Origin of the sequence: Sphingobacterium sp. E70 (genome assembly GCF_019285695.1) — a bacterium.
Taxonomy (GTDB): Bacteria; Bacteroidota; Bacteroidia; order Sphingobacteriales; family Sphingobacteriaceae; genus Sphingobacterium; species Sphingobacterium detergens.
On the sequence record NZ_CP079104.1, the window covers coordinates 3,361,541 to 3,378,121 of the forward strand.

General features: G+C 41.9%; 16 protein-coding genes and 5 pseudogenes. 10 read left to right on the plus strand and 11 right to left on the minus strand.

All coding sequences use genetic code 11. The features are described 5' to 3' along the window. Window positions 1–14: 14 nt before the first annotated feature. The 11 genes and pseudogenes from ilvD to KUH03_RS23820 all read right to left on the minus strand — a co-directional run bounded on the left by ilvD (window position 15) and on the right by KUH03_RS23820 (window position 8,586). A pseudogene (gene ilvD, locus KUH03_RS23770) lies at window positions 15–1,714 on the minus strand (dihydroxy-acid dehydratase). Continuing rightward, the gene (locus KUH03_RS23775; RefSeq protein ID WP_120260204.1) at window positions 1,698–2,588 is read right to left on the minus strand and encodes a branched-chain amino acid transaminase; all 891 of its coding nucleotides are present in this window, start codon (window positions 2,586–2,588) and stop codon (window positions 1,698–1,700) included. The pseudogene ilvD and the gene KUH03_RS23775 overlap by 17 nt, the downstream one beginning before the upstream one ends. A 394-nt stretch (window positions 2,589–2,982) precedes the next feature. Beyond that, window positions 2,983–3,231, minus strand: a complete 249-nt coding sequence (gene atpC, locus KUH03_RS23780; protein ID WP_028071934.1) for an ATP synthase F1 subunit epsilon — start codon at window positions 3,229–3,231, stop codon at window positions 2,983–2,985. A 109-nt stretch (window positions 3,232–3,340) separates the two neighbouring features. Continuing rightward, a pseudogene (atpD, locus tag KUH03_RS23785) lies at window positions 3,341–4,842 on the minus strand (F0F1 ATP synthase subunit beta). A 354-nt stretch (window positions 4,843–5,196) separates the two neighbouring features. Next, complete coding sequence (locus KUH03_RS23790; protein WP_257087127.1) at window positions 5,197–5,448, minus strand: hypothetical protein; 252 nt, start codon at window positions 5,446–5,448, stop codon at window positions 5,197–5,199. Window positions 5,449–5,588: 140 nt separating this feature from the next. Continuing rightward, window positions 5,589–5,858, minus strand: coding sequence for a hypothetical protein (locus KUH03_RS23795; protein WP_257087129.1), 270 nt, complete (start codon window positions 5,856–5,858; stop codon window positions 5,589–5,591). 188 nt (window positions 5,859–6,046) lie between these two features. Beyond that, entirely contained in the window at window positions 6,047–6,469 is a 423-nt protein-coding gene (locus KUH03_RS23800) for a putative nucleotidyltransferase substrate binding domain-containing protein (protein WP_257087130.1), read from the minus strand. Next, window positions 6,444–7,544: a DUF294 nucleotidyltransferase-like domain-containing protein gene (locus KUH03_RS23805; RefSeq protein WP_257087131.1), complete on the minus strand. Its 1,101-nt coding sequence runs from the start codon at window positions 7,542–7,544 to the stop codon at window positions 6,444–6,446. Before KUH03_RS23805 ends, KUH03_RS23800 begins: the two co-directional genes overlap by 26 nt. Then, complete coding sequence (locus tag KUH03_RS23810; protein WP_257087132.1) at window positions 7,538–7,957, minus strand: hypothetical protein; 420 nt, start codon at window positions 7,955–7,957, stop codon at window positions 7,538–7,540. The genes KUH03_RS23805 and KUH03_RS23810 overlap by 7 nt, the downstream gene beginning before the upstream one ends. 8 nt (window positions 7,958–7,965) lie before the next feature. Beyond that, the gene (locus KUH03_RS23815) at window positions 7,966–8,352 is read right to left on the minus strand and encodes a hypothetical protein (protein ID WP_257087133.1); all 387 of its coding nucleotides are present in this window, start codon (window positions 8,350–8,352) and stop codon (window positions 7,966–7,968) included. A gap of 6 nt (window positions 8,353–8,358) precedes the next feature. Beyond that, a complete protein-coding gene (locus tag KUH03_RS23820) occupies window positions 8,359–8,586 on the minus strand; it encodes a hypothetical protein (protein ID WP_257087134.1) in 228 nt (75 codons plus the stop codon). Window positions 8,587–8,737: 151 nt separating this feature from the next. On the opposite strand from KUH03_RS23820, the pseudogene KUH03_RS23825 reads away from it, so the two are divergent. From KUH03_RS23825 to KUH03_RS23860, 10 genes and pseudogenes are all read left to right on the plus strand, one after another. Beyond that, window positions 8,738–9,456 (plus strand): annotated as a pseudogene (locus tag KUH03_RS23825) (L-rhamnose/proton symporter RhaT); the annotation flags it as partial. An 86-nt stretch (window positions 9,457–9,542) separates the two neighbouring features. Beyond that, window positions 9,543–9,701, plus strand: coding sequence for an L-rhamnose/proton symporter RhaT (locus KUH03_RS46535; protein ID WP_306429124.1), 159 nt, complete (start codon window positions 9,543–9,545; stop codon window positions 9,699–9,701). Then, window positions 9,656–9,811 (plus strand): hypothetical protein, encoded by a 156-nt coding sequence (locus KUH03_RS46540; RefSeq protein ID WP_306429125.1) that lies wholly within the window; start codon window positions 9,656–9,658, stop codon window positions 9,809–9,811. Before KUH03_RS46535 ends, KUH03_RS46540 begins: the two co-directional genes overlap by 46 nt. Window positions 9,812–9,826: 15 nt before the next feature. Then, window positions 9,827–11,942: pseudogene (locus KUH03_RS23830) on the plus strand (bifunctional aldolase/short-chain dehydrogenase). Window positions 11,943–12,022: 80 nt separating this feature from the next. Continuing rightward, window positions 12,023–13,295, plus strand: a pseudogene (locus tag KUH03_RS23840) (TIM barrel protein). Continuing rightward, window positions 13,296–13,685, plus strand: a complete 390-nt coding sequence (locus tag KUH03_RS46545; RefSeq protein ID WP_306429126.1) for an FGGY family carbohydrate kinase — start codon at window positions 13,296–13,298, stop codon at window positions 13,683–13,685. 214 nt (window positions 13,686–13,899) lie between these two features. Further along, complete coding sequence (locus KUH03_RS46550; protein WP_306429127.1) at window positions 13,900–14,670, plus strand: FGGY-family carbohydrate kinase; 771 nt, start codon at window positions 13,900–13,902, stop codon at window positions 14,668–14,670. Window positions 14,671–14,881: 211 nt separating this feature from the next. Then, on the plus strand, window positions 14,882–15,778 hold the full coding sequence (locus KUH03_RS23850) for a TonB-dependent receptor plug domain-containing protein (RefSeq protein ID WP_257087136.1): 897 nt from the start codon (window positions 14,882–14,884) through the stop codon (window positions 15,776–15,778). A gap of 8 nt (window positions 15,779–15,786) precedes the next feature. Then, window positions 15,787–16,269, plus strand: coding sequence for a hypothetical protein (locus KUH03_RS23855; protein WP_257087137.1), 483 nt, complete (start codon window positions 15,787–15,789; stop codon window positions 16,267–16,269). After that, the gene (locus tag KUH03_RS23860; protein ID WP_257087138.1) at window positions 16,230–16,580 is read left to right on the plus strand and encodes a hypothetical protein; all 351 of its coding nucleotides are present in this window, start codon (window positions 16,230–16,232) and stop codon (window positions 16,578–16,580) included. The genes KUH03_RS23855 and KUH03_RS23860 overlap by 40 nt, the downstream gene beginning before the upstream one ends. Window position 16,581: the final 1 nt, after the last annotated feature.

Sequence of the window (16,581 nt, forward strand, 5' to 3'; positions counted from 1 at the left end):
AACTGTTTACTTTTCTATAAGTCTGTCACACATCCTTCTGAAGCATCAGCCACGGTTTTAGCGTATTTGTATAACACCCCTTTGCTCACTTTTAACGCAGGTTGTACCCAAGCCGCACGACGTTGAGCAATCTCTTCATCAGAAAGTTTCACATTGATTGTATTATTAACAGCGTCAATCTCGATGATATCGTCATCATGTACCAAGCCGATTAATCCACCTTTGTAGGATTCAGGTGTAATGTGACCTACGACGAAACCATGCGTTCCACCAGAGAAACGACCGTCTGTGATCAATGCTACAGATTTACCTAAACCAGCACCGATAATTAATGAAGTTGGTTTAAGCATCTCAGGCATACCTGGAGCGCCTATTGGGCCTTCGTTTTTAATAACGACCACATCTCCCTGTTTAATTCTACCCGAGGCAATACCAGCGACTAAATCATGTTCGCCGTCGAATACACGTGCCGGGCCAGTGAATTTTTCGCCTTCTTTGCCTGATATTTTTGCTACCGAACCTTTTTCAGCTAGGTTTCCATAAAGAATCTGTAAATGTCCTGTTGCTTTGATTGGGTCGCTCAACGGTTTGATAATAGGCTGATCATACGCCATAATGGATTTTACATCAGCTAAATTTTCAGCAACCGTTTTGCCGGTTACAGTAATGCAATCGCCATGCAATAAACCTTCATCCAGAAGATATCTCATTACGGCAGGAGTTCCACCATATTGTTGAAGATCCTGCATTAGGTATTTACCGGAAGGTTTAAAATCTGCCAGTACCGGTGTTTCATCACTCATACGTTGGAAATCATCCTGAGAAATGTCAACGCCTACCGCTTTGCCGATTGCAATAAAGTGAAGTACCGCATTGGTGCTTCCACCTAAGATAACGATCGCACGTAATGCATTCTCGAATGCTTTACGCGTCATGATATCGGAAGGTTTAATATCTTTTTCCAGTAAGGTACGGATGTATTTACCCGCATCTAAACATTCATTTTTCTTTGCTTCAGAGATTGCCGGATTAGAAGAAGAGTAAGGCAAGCTCATTCCCAATGCCTCAATTGCGGAAGCCATTGTATTTGCAGTATACATACCGCCACAAGCACCAGCACCGGGACAGGTATGTTTGATAATACCCTCGTAATCTTCATCGGAGAGATTGCCACAGATGCGTTGTCCTAAGGCTTCAAAGGCAGAGACAATGTTTAATTCCTCCCCTTTATAATGTCCAGGTGCAATTGTACCGCCATAGACCATTAAAGACGGGCGGTCCAAACGGGCCATTGCGATAATAGCGCCGGGCATGTTTTTATCACATCCAGGAATAGAGATCAGACCATCGTAATATTGACCACCACAGATCGTTTCGATACTGTCAGCGATCACATCACGACTGACCAACGAGTAACGCATACCATCTGTACCATTGCTCATACCGTCACTGACACCGATGGTGCCAAAGGTCAAACCGACTAAGTCATTGTTCCAAACACCTTTTTGACGATTTGTGCCAAATCATTGAGGTGCATATTACACGTATTACCATCATATCCCATGCTGGCAATACCGACCTGCGCCTTGTCCATATCGGCATCTGTCAAACCGATACCATAAAGCATCGCTTTAGCAGCAGGTTGCGTTTCGTCTTGTGTAAATGTACGGCTGTATTTGTTCATTGCATTTTCGCCGTTAGATGATGACTTCATAATTTTCGTTCTCTAATACTAAATTTTTATATCTTCTTTGGATCGACGCACCTATACTGTGTTCCCACTCTTCTTGATAGATCACATCGTCGACTTGTTTGATTCCGATAATTTCTGCTGCAGTACCACAGAGGAATGCGCTATCTGCAGTATAGATATCTTCTACCGTCAATTGTTTTTCAATGACTTCGAAATTCAGCTTTTTACAGATGTTTTTAACAGTCTGCCTTGTAATGCCGGGAAATATATTCTTCGCTGGCGGCGTATAGATTTTGAAATCTTTCTCAATAAAAATATTCTCACTGGAAGCTTGTGCAACGAAACCTTCATGGTCAAGCATAAGTGCTTCGTCGAAACCCCTGTTTATAGCTTCTGTTGTTGCCAGAATAGAGTTTACATACTGTCCTGATATCTTCGAGTCAGTTTTAAAAGATTTTGGATTAGGTCTTTTGATATCGGAGATACACACACGGAGCAGGTTCTGACCAAGATAAGGTCCCCATTCCCAGGCGGCAATCATTAGATTGGCTTCTGTAGAGGAGGTCAGGTGCATATTGGATCCTGTGAGCACTAGCGGGCGGATATAAGCCTCTCGTAAATTGTTTACGGCCAAAAGCTCATAGCATTTGTCAATTAGCTCACGGTTGCTCCATTGATAGGGAATTCCAACCGCTTCACAAGATTTCTTTAATCGGTCAAAATGCTTGTCCGCCTTAAAGATACGTGGGCCATTGTGGGTATTGTACGCGCGTAGACCATCGAATACAGCATAGCCATAATGAAGCGATTGTGCAAAGGGATTCAATGCAGCCTCAGAAGCTTTTACAAAAGCTCCGTCTAAATAAATCAATGTGTTCTTGTCGTAATATTTCATAACCCAAAATTTACCTTATTTAAATAATTCCCTTTTTGGTTTTTGCTGGTAAATCATGCTATCTCAGGTCTTGGTAAAAACCTTCGATTTTCATTTCCTCAAGGTAGCAGGAATTACAATAATTGGCAATAGCTAAAGTGCTAATTTTCTATTTAGAATAAAATTTTAAATTTTCATGTTTTAAAAAATTTTAAACTGTTATTATTCGGTTTGTGCGGTTTTAAATTTTGTTAGTCGTATACCGTATTTAAAATTGGTCTACATGATCAAAAAATTATTTTTTGTTACAAAGGGCAAATTTCTTCCTAAAATGAAGAAATTGTCAAAAAAACTTTAAAAAAAAAGCTTCCGATATTTCTACCGGAAGCTTTTCAATATTTTAAAATCAATTGATTTAATCTCCGATAATTCCTTCAGCAAGCACGGTAATGACATTGTCTTTTGCTTCCACGACGCCACCTTTAATGAACACTTCTTGTCCACCTTTACCTTGTTGAATAATTACTTTTCCATCTTCCAAAGTAGAAACAATTGCCGCGTGGTCTTTCAAAATTTGGAAAGAGCCCGCAGAACCAGGGACAGTAACAGATGTTACTTCGCCTTCGTATACTAATTTGTCGGGAGTGATAATTGTTAATTTCATTATTCTTAGATATAAGATTTGAGATATGAGATTTGAGAACTTTAGGTTTTCAAATAGATATGAGATAATCGAAAGTCTATTATCTCATACCTATGGTCTAATATCTAAATTAAACTGCTTCTGCTAATAATTTCTTACCTTTTTCGATAGCATCATCAATGTTACCTACCAAGTTGAAGGCGGCCTCTGGATATTCATCAACCTCGCCATCAATGATCATGTTGAAACCTTTGATGGTATCTTTGATGTCTACCAATACACCTTTTAAACCTGTAAATTGCTCTGCTACGTGGAAAGGTTGTGACAAGAAACGTTGTACACGGCGAGCGCGGTGAACGGTTAATTTATCTTCTTCAGATAATTCGTCCATACCTAAGATGGCGATGATATCTTGTAGTTCTTTATAACGTTGAAGAATTTCTTTTACACGTTGTGCAGTATCATAATGTTCAGCACCTAAAACAGCAGGAGAAAGGATACGAGATGTAGAATCCAAAGGATCCACAGCAGGGTAGATACCTAACTCAGCAATTTTACGAGACAATACTGTTGTAGCATCCAAGTGAGCAAATGTTGTCGCTGGAGCAGGGTCAGTTAAGTCATCGGCAGGTACATATACCGCTTGTACTGAAGTGATCGATCCGTTTTTAGTTGAAGTGATACGCTCTTGCATCAAACCCATCTCTGTTGCTAAGGTTGGTTGGTAACCTACCGCTGAAGGCATACGGCCTAAAAGTGCGGATACTTCAGAACCTGCTTGTGTAAAACGGAAGATGTTATCGATAAAGAATAGAACGTCACGACCTTGACCTTCGCCATCTCCATCACGGAAATATTCTGCAACAGTCAAACCTGACAAAGCAACACGTGCACGTGCACCTGGAGGCTCATTCATTTGACCGAATACGAAAGTACATTTAGAGTCTTTCATTAATTCGTGGTCAACAGTGTCCAAAGGCCATTCACCTTTTTCCATGCCTTCCATAAAATGCTCACCATATTTGATGATACCTGATTCCAACATCTCACGCAATAAGTCATTACCTTCACGTGTACGTTCACCTACACCGGCAAATACAGAAAGACCACCGTGACCTTTAGCGATGTTGTTGATCAACTCTTGGATTAATACAGTTTTACCTACACCGGCACCACCGAATAAACCAATTTTACCACCTTTAGCATATGGTTCTAGAAGGTCAATAACTTTGATACCAGTAAAAAGTACTTCTGATTCAGTAGATAGATCTTCGAATTTAGGAGGGACGTTGTGGATAGGACGACCATTCTCTTTACTCAAATTTTGGATACCATCGATGGCATCACCAACTACATTGAATACACGACCTTTGATTTCTTCACCAACAGGCATTTTGATAGGAGCACCAGTATCAACAACTTCCATTCCGCGAACCAAACCTTCAGTTGCGTCCATGGCAATTGTACGTACACGATCCTGACCTAAGTGTTGTTGAACTTCCAATACAACACGTTGTCCATTTTCTTTTGAATGTACAATGCATCGTAAATTTTAGGTAGATTTTCACTGTCGGCGAAGTTGACGTCAACAACTGGGCCGATAATCTGCGCTATTTTACCAATCTTGGGCATATTATAGGGACTAAATATTTATTAATCAATTTTATATAAGAGACATAAAAGGCCTCTTTTTTGGTCAGCAAAAATAAGGTTATTCGTTTTTAAAAACAAATAGAATTTGCAATTAAATTACAATTTTATTAATGGAGGTCAAAATGTTATCTCTTGTAATTCTGTTAGTTTCGATTCTTGAAGCTACAAATATACTTTTTCCGAGGTATTGGTCATCTATTTTTTAACATCAGCCCTTCCTTTTTCGAATGGACATACAATTAGATTCGCATGGTATCTAAATGTGATCGACCTGAAGCGAGGTTACGATTAAGCGCCGCTTCAGGTCGATAAAGAATAGCCGAGTATAGTCTTTTAAAGACTATGACTATATCTTTTATTTAATTCATCTTGCAATTGACGTTTCAGCAATTGCTCTTTTTCCATCGCCTTTTTACGGAATGTCGCAAATTCTTCTTGCGATTGTTCCGCTGTTTTTTGAAATTCTACGGTGTCAACCTTGGCTTTCCGATAAGAGAATAGGAAGATAAAGGTCGCGACAGCCAAGACTCCAATGATGGTCCAGACTACTGTACTATATAAACCTTTGGATGTATTGATGCCCAAGAATGAAAAACTATCTGTTTTTTGCTGTTCCTGCGCAAGCTGATCTTTTAGTATCTGAATAGAATCCTGTAAGTTTTTGGTATTGGAGGTATAGTTGCTGGATGAAGATTTGAGTGTATTTATTTCCTTGCGTAACTTGGCTACAGTATCAACAACGTTCTTTTTACAATATCAAGGTTGGTTTTGCGGACCATCTTGAAATCATAATTGTTTTTTGATATATAATTTAAGTGATCAAACTGATTTGCCAAACTCCCTTTTCTTAATCCATCCGGGCTGTATTTGTAAGCGTCATTAGCCTGCTGAGTGGCAGTAACTGGCGCTGCTGCAGGAGTTTGAGCCTGTAATAAAGTGTACGATGAAATAAATAAAATCGTAAAAAATACAAATGCTAATCTCAATTTGCTCATGTTGTTTATCGTTATTATAATAAGTTTAATTCGGATATTCCAGCTACAAAGCTAGCATATGCCTGTGATAAATATAAGGAATTATTGAAAAAACGAAAATTGAAAGTGAAATATATTTCAGTAAACCATTAAAGGACAATAAAACTAAAATAGATTCAATGTGCGACTGGCCCCTGGTTGTTCCGCTATTATCCGAAAATATTATTTGTAAACTTCAACTTGATGCCCAATTGGAAATTGCCTATTGTTTTAAATATTTCCTTTAATGTAGCTTTCTCAATTTTTGTTAGGTTTTCTATCGCAATATAGTTGTCTGGATTCAACTTCGCAATCCGAATCTGATTTGTTTGGTTTTTCAGCCGAATGGACATCAGGTAATAATACGATTGATGGAGCTCATCATATTGTTCTTGAGTAAATATTCCAAGATTTAACAATGCCTTCAACCTACCGCCGGTATTCTCTTCATAAATTTGATTTTTCAGCGCATAGACACGCACGAGGTCGACGATGGGTGTCATTGCTTTTTTAATATTAAATACTTCTGTTGACCCAATAGTTTGTGTTTTTATTGTTTTGAAAAAGTCAGGGAGGTTCGTATTGCAGCGCATTTTTCGCGATGAACGCAAAAAATCGTTCGTTGGGTTTCCGCAATTCGACTGTCAGAAAGTCTTTCAGTTGGTCTATGATGTGCTGATCACCATATAACCTCCGACAATCGAAAAAGGTGGAGAACTTAATCGCATTCTCCGGAATGCTTTCTTCAATCCACATCTTATAATTGTTTTTCCAATGGGAAAGGGAATGTGTCCACTCTGGATTGCTAGCCATATAGCCCCCAGTACAATAGCTAAAACCAATGGTATTCAGCTGGTCAGAAACCTCACGCGCAAATTTTAGAAAATAATCTCTTACATATTCCCGCTGTTCGTTGGCCTTGTCTTCATATATGATAGCGTTGTCCTGGTCAGTCATCAGTGTCTGCTCTTTGCGTCCTTCACTTCCTGTGACCATAAATACAAACTTGGCCGGTGGCTCGCCCATTGCTTTGATAACTTTCTCGATCACCTTTAAGGCGATGCTGTCTGCAACGGTGGTGATGACTTGATTGGCAATTTCGGCATTGACTCCTCTAGCCAATAACTGATGAATGATTTCGGGGACATTGTTCCATTTATCACGTAACTCGTCGCCTGTTTCAGCAAGCTTTACTGATTGGATAAAAACCAGCGGAGATTGTCCCTGTTCGCTCAGGAGCCGATTGCGACTTAGAAAGCCGACGTATTTACCTTCTTTTTCAACGAGAAGATACCTAGACTTAGTATGAAACATTTTAAGTACAGCTTCATACAGGTAGGCCTGATTGGAAATGCTGACTATGGGGTTGTCCATGACCGAAACGATAGGTGCTGTAGCAGCGACCTGCTGTGCTATAACACGATCTCTCAAGGTCATGTCGGTGACATAGCCAATGATATGGTCCTCATCTTTGATGAACGCACAGCTCACTTTATGCTGAGCCATGGTTCGTGCAACCTCATAAATTGGGGTGTCGGATGTACAAGCAACAATATCCTTATATACAATATGTTCGATTTTGCGGGAATAGAGCTGATCTGCCGCAAAATAGCTTTCCTCGAAGCTGGCTGGTGATTTAACAAAATGGGCGAACTCTTCATCTAACATCCGTTTTCCAAAGGAATTGGTAAAGAATTGAAAGAATTCTTCATTGGCATTGCAGAGTTCAATAAAATTCTTCCGTGGTAACCGATAAATGACCGTTCCTTTTTTGCAATAACAGATTTGAGTGCTTTTGTTCTATTCAATAATACCGAGATTCCACCAAAACAGTAGGGGGTATGATGGATTTCAATCAGCCTTTTGTTGTCCGAACTATCTAAGAAAAAAGTTTCATACTCACCTTTCTGTATAAGGTCGACGCCTTCCATGTCGGTAATATTCTGCCGATAGACCAAAGTGTCTTTTGTGAAACGGTGGGGATACATCAGTTCAATCAGACTGATCTGAACAGTTTCGGGTAGTACTTTAAAGGGGTGGGTTGACTTTAGCAAGGCGAGGATGTCTTCCGCATTTTTCATAGTAGATATCATGATAAGATGTTATTGAATTCTCCTTGCTGCTTGCTGATATCCTCTTCACTGAGCTCTGCCCGCTGCATCATTTCAAAATAGCATTTTGCTGTAATCGCAGCATCTTTTTCGGCATTGTGTATTGCTGTAGGGGCTTCGGAGAACAGTGCTTCGTGTAGTAAGGCCAATGGAAGGTGTACCATGTTGGGGTTGCGCACATATTTTTGCTGTGTAACAAGGTGCAAAAGTAATTCAACCCATAAAACGGAATCGGTAAGTTCACCCGATGATATTCCGCGCAGAGCACCTGGAGGTCGAAAGAAAGAAAATGGCCAATCAGCTGAGGCTGGTATTTTTGATATCGTGAGCGAGCTTGCGGAGTACATCCTTCTTCTTTTGACCATGTTTCATCAAAAAGAGGGTGTAAGACCATGGATCTGTTCAGAAGCCGGACTGATCGGAATCAATGGCTCATAGATATATTTATTGCTACGTTTGACCTCTTGCTGTTCTTCATCAAAAATAATCCAGGCCAATTGGAGTACATGCGGCCAGTTTTCACTATCCGTATATTTTCGATCCCATTTTTTTGGCAAGCCAGAGGTTTCGGTATCCAGGAATAAAAGATATTTCTTCAAAAATTTCAGTGTATTAATTCTAGCTAAACTTAGTTAAAATCCTTTTTATATGCAATGACAAGAAAGGTATTCTCAGAAGCCCATAACAGTTCATAACAGTTGAGCCGATGGAATGATATATTTTAGTTTTCGTAATACCTAAACGATTATTATGAATGCTGTTTTTGGAGTTTTATTTCATTTTATAGGCGGTTTTGCCTCAGGAAGTTTTTATGTACCCTATAAGAAGGTTAAAGGGTGGTCCTGGGAAACCATGTGGATTCTTGGCGGTCTTTTTCTTGGATCATCATTCCTCCTGTAGCGGCGATGCTGACCATACCCAATTTTATGGACATTATAAAGGGAAGCAGTAACAGCATTATTGGCTATACATTTCTTTTTGGTCTCCTCTGGGGAATAGGTGGGCTGACCTATGGACTGGGCGTACGCTATCTAGGTGTCTCGTTGGGAAGCAGCATTATTTTGGGTCTAAGCATGGTTTTCGGCTCATTAATGCCAAGCATTTATTATTTCATTTATCCAACAACGGGTAAGCACGGAATAGACTACTTTTTCACCAGTAATGCTGGGTTATGTATTCTCTTGGGGCTCGCCTTATGTGTGCTGGGTGTTTATCTCTGCGGAAAGGCAGGGGTATCGAAAGAAAGACATCTTGCTTCGTTTTCGAAAACAGGGAGCTCCGATTACAATTTCGGCTTGGGTATTACCGTGGCGATTATATCGGGCATTCTGAGCGCCTGTTTTAATTTTGGCATTGAGGCGGGAAAGCCGATGGCTGACGTGGCCAATGTGCTATGGAAAGCTAACCATCCGGAACAAGGAGAATTTTTATATCAAAATAACGTAACCTATATCGTCATCCTTTGGGGCGGTTTTACAACCAACTTTCTCTGGTGCCTTTACCTCTTACTTAAAAATAAAACCTTTTCGGAGTATACAAAAAAGAAGTTCCCAAAATGCGGAATCTCCTGCTTTGCGCCTTGGCTGGTACAACCTGGTATCTGCAGTTCTTTTTCTATGGAATGGGGAAAGCCGCCTTGGAAATGGCGCAAGCTCGTGGATTTTACATATGGCCTTTATTATTCTCATTTCAAATGCCTGGGGTATTTTATTGAAAGAGTGGAAAGGGGTCGACCGGGTTACCCACCGATCTATTATCGCTGGTATAATCACCATCATCTTGTCCATCTGTGTCGTGGGCTTTGCAAAAACATTGGAAAATTAGTGTAAAAATATAAATATGGAAGAAGTGAAAACATACAAATACGTAAACAATTTATGGGATGAACAAAAGCAAAATCGCTTGGCGAGGATGAGGTTGCATTGCTGTTGTACCGTTCCAATATTTTGGGCGCGACCTTCGCATCACCAACTATGGTGGTGGAAATACTTCCTGTAAAGTCAATATGGTGGATCCACTGACTGGTGAAGATGTCGAGGTGATGTGGATAAAAGGTTCCGGCGGTGATATTGGGACCCTGAAAAAATCGGGACTTGCTGCTTTGTATCTGGAGCGCCTGCATAATCTTGAAAGAGTATATAAGGGGATACAGCAGGAAGATGAAATGGTCGAGCTGTTCAATCATTGTATTTTCGACCTCGCTTCCAAGGCGCCTTCAATAGATACGCCTTTACACGCTTTTTTTGCCGTTCAAACATATTGATCATTTGCATCCGGACGCTGCGATTGCGATTGCCGCAGCCAAAGATGGAAAAGAAATTACCCAGCAGTTATTTGAAGGGACCATCGGCTGGGTCGACTGGCAACGGCCGGGCTTCGATCTAGGGCTGCAATTACGGGCCTGTCTCGAAGAAAACCCAGGGATAAGGGGTATTATGCTTGGTTCGCACGGTTTATTTACCTGGGGTGATACAGCCTATGCCTGTTATGTGAATTCGTTGGATGTGATCGAACGTTGCGCCGCTTACCTCGAACAAAATTATGGAAAGAAAGGTCCCGTGTTTGGTGGTCAAAAGAATGACAGTCTGGATCAGGCCGGACGGGAATCTCAAGCGGTGAAATTGATGCCAATATTGCGTGGATTCTGTTCTAGCGAACGTCATATGATCGGTCATTTTACAGATGATGTACGCGTTTTGGAGTTTATCAATTCAAATGATTTGGAACGATTGGCACCTTTGGGGACAAGCTGTCCGGATCATTTCTTACGAACCAAAATTCAACCGCTGGTATTAAATCTGGATAGATCCGAGAATCTGGACGATAGCGCAGCACTCACCACGAAACTTGAACCACTGTTTACTGCTTATCGCGCCATGTATACGGCCTATTATGAGCAGTGTAAACACGCCGATAGTCCTGCCATCAGAGATCAAAATCCGGTGATTGTACTGTATCCCGGTGTTGGTTTGTTTTCCTTCGCCAAAGACAAGCAGACAGCCAGGGTCGCTGCCGAATTCTATATGAATGCCATAAACGTGATGAAAGGAGCCGAAGCCATAAGCGCGTACACGGCCTTGCCGAGACAGGAAGCGTTCGACATCGAGTACTGGCTATTGGAAGAAGCAAAACTACAACGCATGCCTAAACCCAAGGCGCTTTCGGGTAAAATTGCCTTCGTGACCGGTAGCGGCGGCGGGATAGGTAAAGCCATCGCGCGAAAAATGGTGCAAGAAGGGGCAGTCATTGTCCTGACCGATGTCAATACGGAGCGTCTTGCGGGCTGTGAGCAGGAGTTCGTCGGCGAATTTGGAAGAGATTCGGTTATCTCGGTAGCGATGGACGTGAAAGATGAACAGCAGATCCTGCAGGCACTACAACGTACATTACTGGCTTTTGGCGGAATTGATATTATCGTCAATAATGCCGGGCTGTCCATTTCAAAATCTATAGAAGAGCATAGTCAGGCGGATTGGGATCTCCTATTTGATGTATTGGTTAAAGGGCAGTTTTTGGTGACACAGGCCACGGTTCCGATACTGAAACAACAGGGTGTCGGTGGTGATATTATTAATATTGTCAGTAAAAATGCATTGGTCAGTGGGCCCAACAATGCCGGCTACGGGAGTGCTAAGGGAGCACAATTGCACTTGAGCAGGCTCTGTGCAGCAGAGTTAGGACCTTTTAAGATTCGTGTTAATGTCGTGAATCCAGATGCGGTCATCTCGGATAGTAATATTTGGGCCGGGGATGGGCAGAAGGTCGAGCCAAAGCTTATGGGATCCGTGTAGAAGAGCTGCCGGCCTATTATGCCAAGCGGACATTGTTGAATGAAGTTATTTTACCGGAGGATATAGCAAATGCTTGCTTCTCTTTTGTAGGCGGTCTACTATCAAAATCCACGGGGAATGTTCTCAATGTGGATGGTGGTGTTGCCATGGCATTTGTCCGCTAATTTAGCTATCTTCGGTACTGAGTTTCTGTACTAAAGGAAACTCAGTACCCTATTTTAAATAAACCGAAAACGCAATTATTATGATTTTAGACCCATGTGCTATTGAAGTACATAATGACCGGCTCCGGGGAAACATCGGCGTGCCTTTGACTTTGTTTCTCATGAAATTTCACACATTGAAGACATCTTAGAAAAGCTACAAAAATTTCAGATCGCGATTCCCAGTTGGGCACTAGGTACTGGAGGTACACGTTTTGGACGTTTCTCTGGCGCTGGTGAGCCCGCCACATTAGAACAAAAAATTGAAGACGTGGGCTTGCTCCATGCATTGAATAGGTCGAGTGATGCAATTTCTTTGCACATCCCCTGGGATATCCCCAAGGATGCAAATAGATTAAAACAATTCGCGAGTGGTTTGGGTATCCACTTTGACGCGATGAATTCAAATACTTTTCAAGATCAACAGGGGCAGCAACACAGCTATAAGTTTGGATCATTGCACCATGTTGCCCCAGCTGTTCGCCAGCAGGCTATTGACCATAATATCGAAGTGATACGTTATGGTGAAGAGCTTGGATCCAAATGTTTATCGGTATGGCTAGCTGATGGTTCATCATTTCCCGGACAGTTGAATTTTCGTCAGGCATTTCAACATACACTTTCCAGCCTGCAGGAAATCTATCGTCATCTGCCAGCGGATTGGAAGTTATTTGTCGAATACAAGGCTTTCGAACCTTACTTTTATTCGACAACCATTGGCGATTGGGGACAATCCCTCTTGTTGACAAATAAGCTCGGCCCCAAAGCATTCACGCTGGTTGATCTGGGACATCATCTTCCCAATGCAAATATTGAACAGATTGTCTCCCTCTTGTTGATGGAAGGTAAATTGGGTGGTTTTCATTTCAATGATAGCAAGTATGGCGATGATGACCTCACGGCAGGATGTATGAAACCTTACCAGCTGTTTTTGATTTTCAGCGAACTGATTGATGGCATGGATGAAAAAGGAATAGCCCACGATTCGGGGTTGGGATGGATGATTGATGCCTCGCATAACCTGAAGGATCCTTTGGTGGATTTATTACAATCTGTGGAAGCCATTAAAATCGCCTATGCACAGGCCTTATTGATCGATCGGAAGTCCCTTCGGGAGGCTCAAAACCAAAATGATGTTGTTGCCGCCCAGGAGATTTTACAACAGGCTTTTCGTACAGATGTGAGGCCGCTGCTAGCCGAAGCCCGCTTGCGCACTGGTGCTGCACTCGATCCGATAAGTTTATTTAGAACGTTGTGTATACGGGAAAACTGGTAGAAGAAAGAGGACGTAATAGTGTAGCGACAGGCCTTTAAATGACAACCGACATGGAAAATAAACCTATACCTGTCGTTGCCGTATTTGATGTTGGAAAAACAAATAAAAAACTGCTCTTATTTGATCAAAATTATCAAGTAGTCTGGGAGCGTTCTGCTCGATTTATGGAAACTGTAGACGAAGATGGGGATCCCTGCGAAAATTTGGAGAGCCTGCGTCTATCTATATTTGATGCCCTACATGAGGTGCTGCGTAAGCATGAATTTGATATCCGTGCAATTAATTTTGCGTCGTATGGCGCCAGTCTGGTGTATGTTGATGTCGATGGGAAACCTTTAACTCCCTGTATAATTACCTTAAGGAATTTCCATTTGCTATTCAACAACAACTCTACAATACTTATGGCGGAGAGACCGTTTTTGCCTTAGAGACTGCATCCCCGCCATTAGGAAGTCTTAATTCCGGTTTACAGCTTTTGCGCCTTAAGCGCGAGCGACCTGATTTGTTTCGGCATATTGCCCATGCGATGCACCTGCCCCAGTATTTAAGCTTCTTGGTTTCGGGCCAACTTTGTGCGGACTTGACCAGCATAGGTTGTCATACTGCACTTTGGGACTTCAATAAAATAACTACCACCAATGGGTGGAGGATGAAGGACTGGTCAATGTCTTTCCGAAGATATTTCCTGGCGATACGGCATTTGAAAGTACGTTCTTAGGGAAATCTTATCTGGTAGGTGTGGGCTTACATGACAGCTCTGCAGCATTGATCCCTTATCTTCTGTTCTTTCAGGAACCTTTTGTCTTAATTTCTACCGGGACCTGGTGTATTTCCCTGAATCCCTTTAATGAAACCAGATTGACGATGAGCGAACTTCAACAGGACTGTTTATTCTATTTGTCTTATTTGGGTAAGCCGGTAAAGGCATCGCGCTTATTTGCCGGATATGAACATGAAATACAATCAAAACGTATTGCGGATTTCTATCAGGTGACAACAGCCAAATTCAGATTAATGGAAATTGACTGGGGCATTATTGCCTGTTTGGAAGCTGAAGATCATACCACTGAATTAAAGTCTTTTGAAAAAATAGACTTAAAGCGTTATGACAATTATGAAATAGCCTATCATAGCCTGTTATTTCATTTGGTGAAAGCACAAGTTGCAGCGACCAAATTAGTATTGCAGGGCACAGCTGTATCACGGATATTCGTTGATGGTGGATTTAGTAAAAACCCCATATACATGAGCCTAATGGCTCGCGAGTTTCTGGATATTGAGGTGTTTGCGGCAACGATGCCCCAAGCGACAGCCTTGGGTGCCGCACTACTTATGCATCAACATTGGAATACATCTACCATACCAGCCAATTTATTGGAATTGAAATTATTTACGTCGCACAATATTTCGTAAATCATTTTAGAACAGGATAGTACGGTACGGCTATTCAGTTTGTTTTCTATTACTTCGATATAGAATTACGAACAAATTAAACCAAAATTAATTAAACCTCTAATCAGAATGGAAAGTAAATTAAAACATTACTCATTAGTTCTTTGCGTGACAATGCTGATGGGGATGCCGTTCACGTTAATTGCCCAGATCGCGAAAACTATTCAAGGTCATGGTCAATAGCAAGAATGGCCAGCCCATTGCCGGTGTCTCGGTTAAAGAAGTCGGCGGTAAAAATGCCAGTTCAACCAATGAAAATGGTGATTTTACCCTGTCCGTAAGTAACAACAAGGTTGTTCTTTCAGTCCAATATGTGGGGTACATGACCAAAAGTGTTGAAGGTATTGTCGGTACCCCGCTTCGTGTCGAACTACAGGAGGATAATACGATACTGGATGAAGTTGTGGTGGTAGCTTATGGGGAAGCTAAAAAGAAAGACCTGACGGGATCTGTATCGACGATCGATAATAGGGCATTAAACATGCAATCCAATTCTACCGTCAGCCGGGCGCTGGAAGGGGCCGCTCCGGGTATACAGGTTTCAGCGGTAGATGGTCAACCGGGGATAGACATGGGGATTCGGGTGCGTGGTATCGGTTCCGCTAGTCAGAATACGTCAAATGCACTCGTTGTGATCGATGGTGTGCCCGCGCAAAATGATAACCCACTAGCAACACTAAATCCAAAGGATATCCAAAGTATATCTGTCTTGAAAGATGCTGCATCCACAGCACTATATGGTGCACGGGGAGCAAACGGTGTGGTTTTGGTGACAACAAAGAAAGGGATGTCCGGCAAAACACGGATTTCATTTGAAGGCAAATTAGGCGTCAATCAGGTAGGTCCCTACCAGTTTGACAAAATCTCTGATCCAAAAGATATTTATGAATTTGCCTGGCTTTCGATTTATAATTCAGCACGCTACGGAGTGGATGGAACGGGAATCTCAAAAGATATACCACCAATGTGCAGAATCCCAATATGTCACATGAACAGGCCGCCGAATTTGCGAGTGCTCACCTGTTTGATTATATCGGTTCAACTACTAAATTTCAGCGGAACAGCTTAGGAAACTGGATGTTATATGATGTTCCCGGTGCCGTTTATACGCCATCTGGTACGGGTGCCGATGCGAGTTCAACCATGAGTGGTTCTTATCTCGTGAATACGGATGGTAAATTAAATCCCAATGCGCGTCTGCTTTTTAGCGATCGTTATGACGATTACTTGCTGGAGAATAGACTACGGCAGGATTACGACCTGTCAGCTTCTGGTGGTAATGAGAAAGTAAGTTACTTTCTTTCTGGCGGATACCTTGAGGATCCTTCGTATATCCGCGGCTCTTCTTTTAAGCGCTATAACGGTCGTGCCAATTTTGATGCGCAGGTCAATACCTGGTTGAAACTAGGCGCTAACATTGGTTATTCCAATCGAACCACCCAATCGCCAGCGACACGCTTTGGACGGAATCCAGGTAGCTCAACAGCAAATGTATTTCGTTTTATAAACGGGCAAAACCCTTGGTTCAGCTGTATGCACGTGATCAGAATGGCGCATTGATTAATGAAAATGGAGAAAATAAAGTGCATGTGCTTGCGGGAGATACCTATTCTCCACTTGGTCTGACCTCAGCTGCGCTTTCATCGACGAATGTGTTGACAGTATTAGACAATGATCTGGATCGACGTGTATCTGATGACTGGACAACACGGGTTTATGGGCAGGCTAAATTTCTCAATGATTTTACATTTACAGCGAATGTTTCGATGGACAAGTTCAACGAAATGCGTACCCGCTATTGGAATAGCGAATCAGGACAGGCTGCCGGTATAGGTGCTTTTGGCAAAACAGCATCAATACAACGATCCTGAA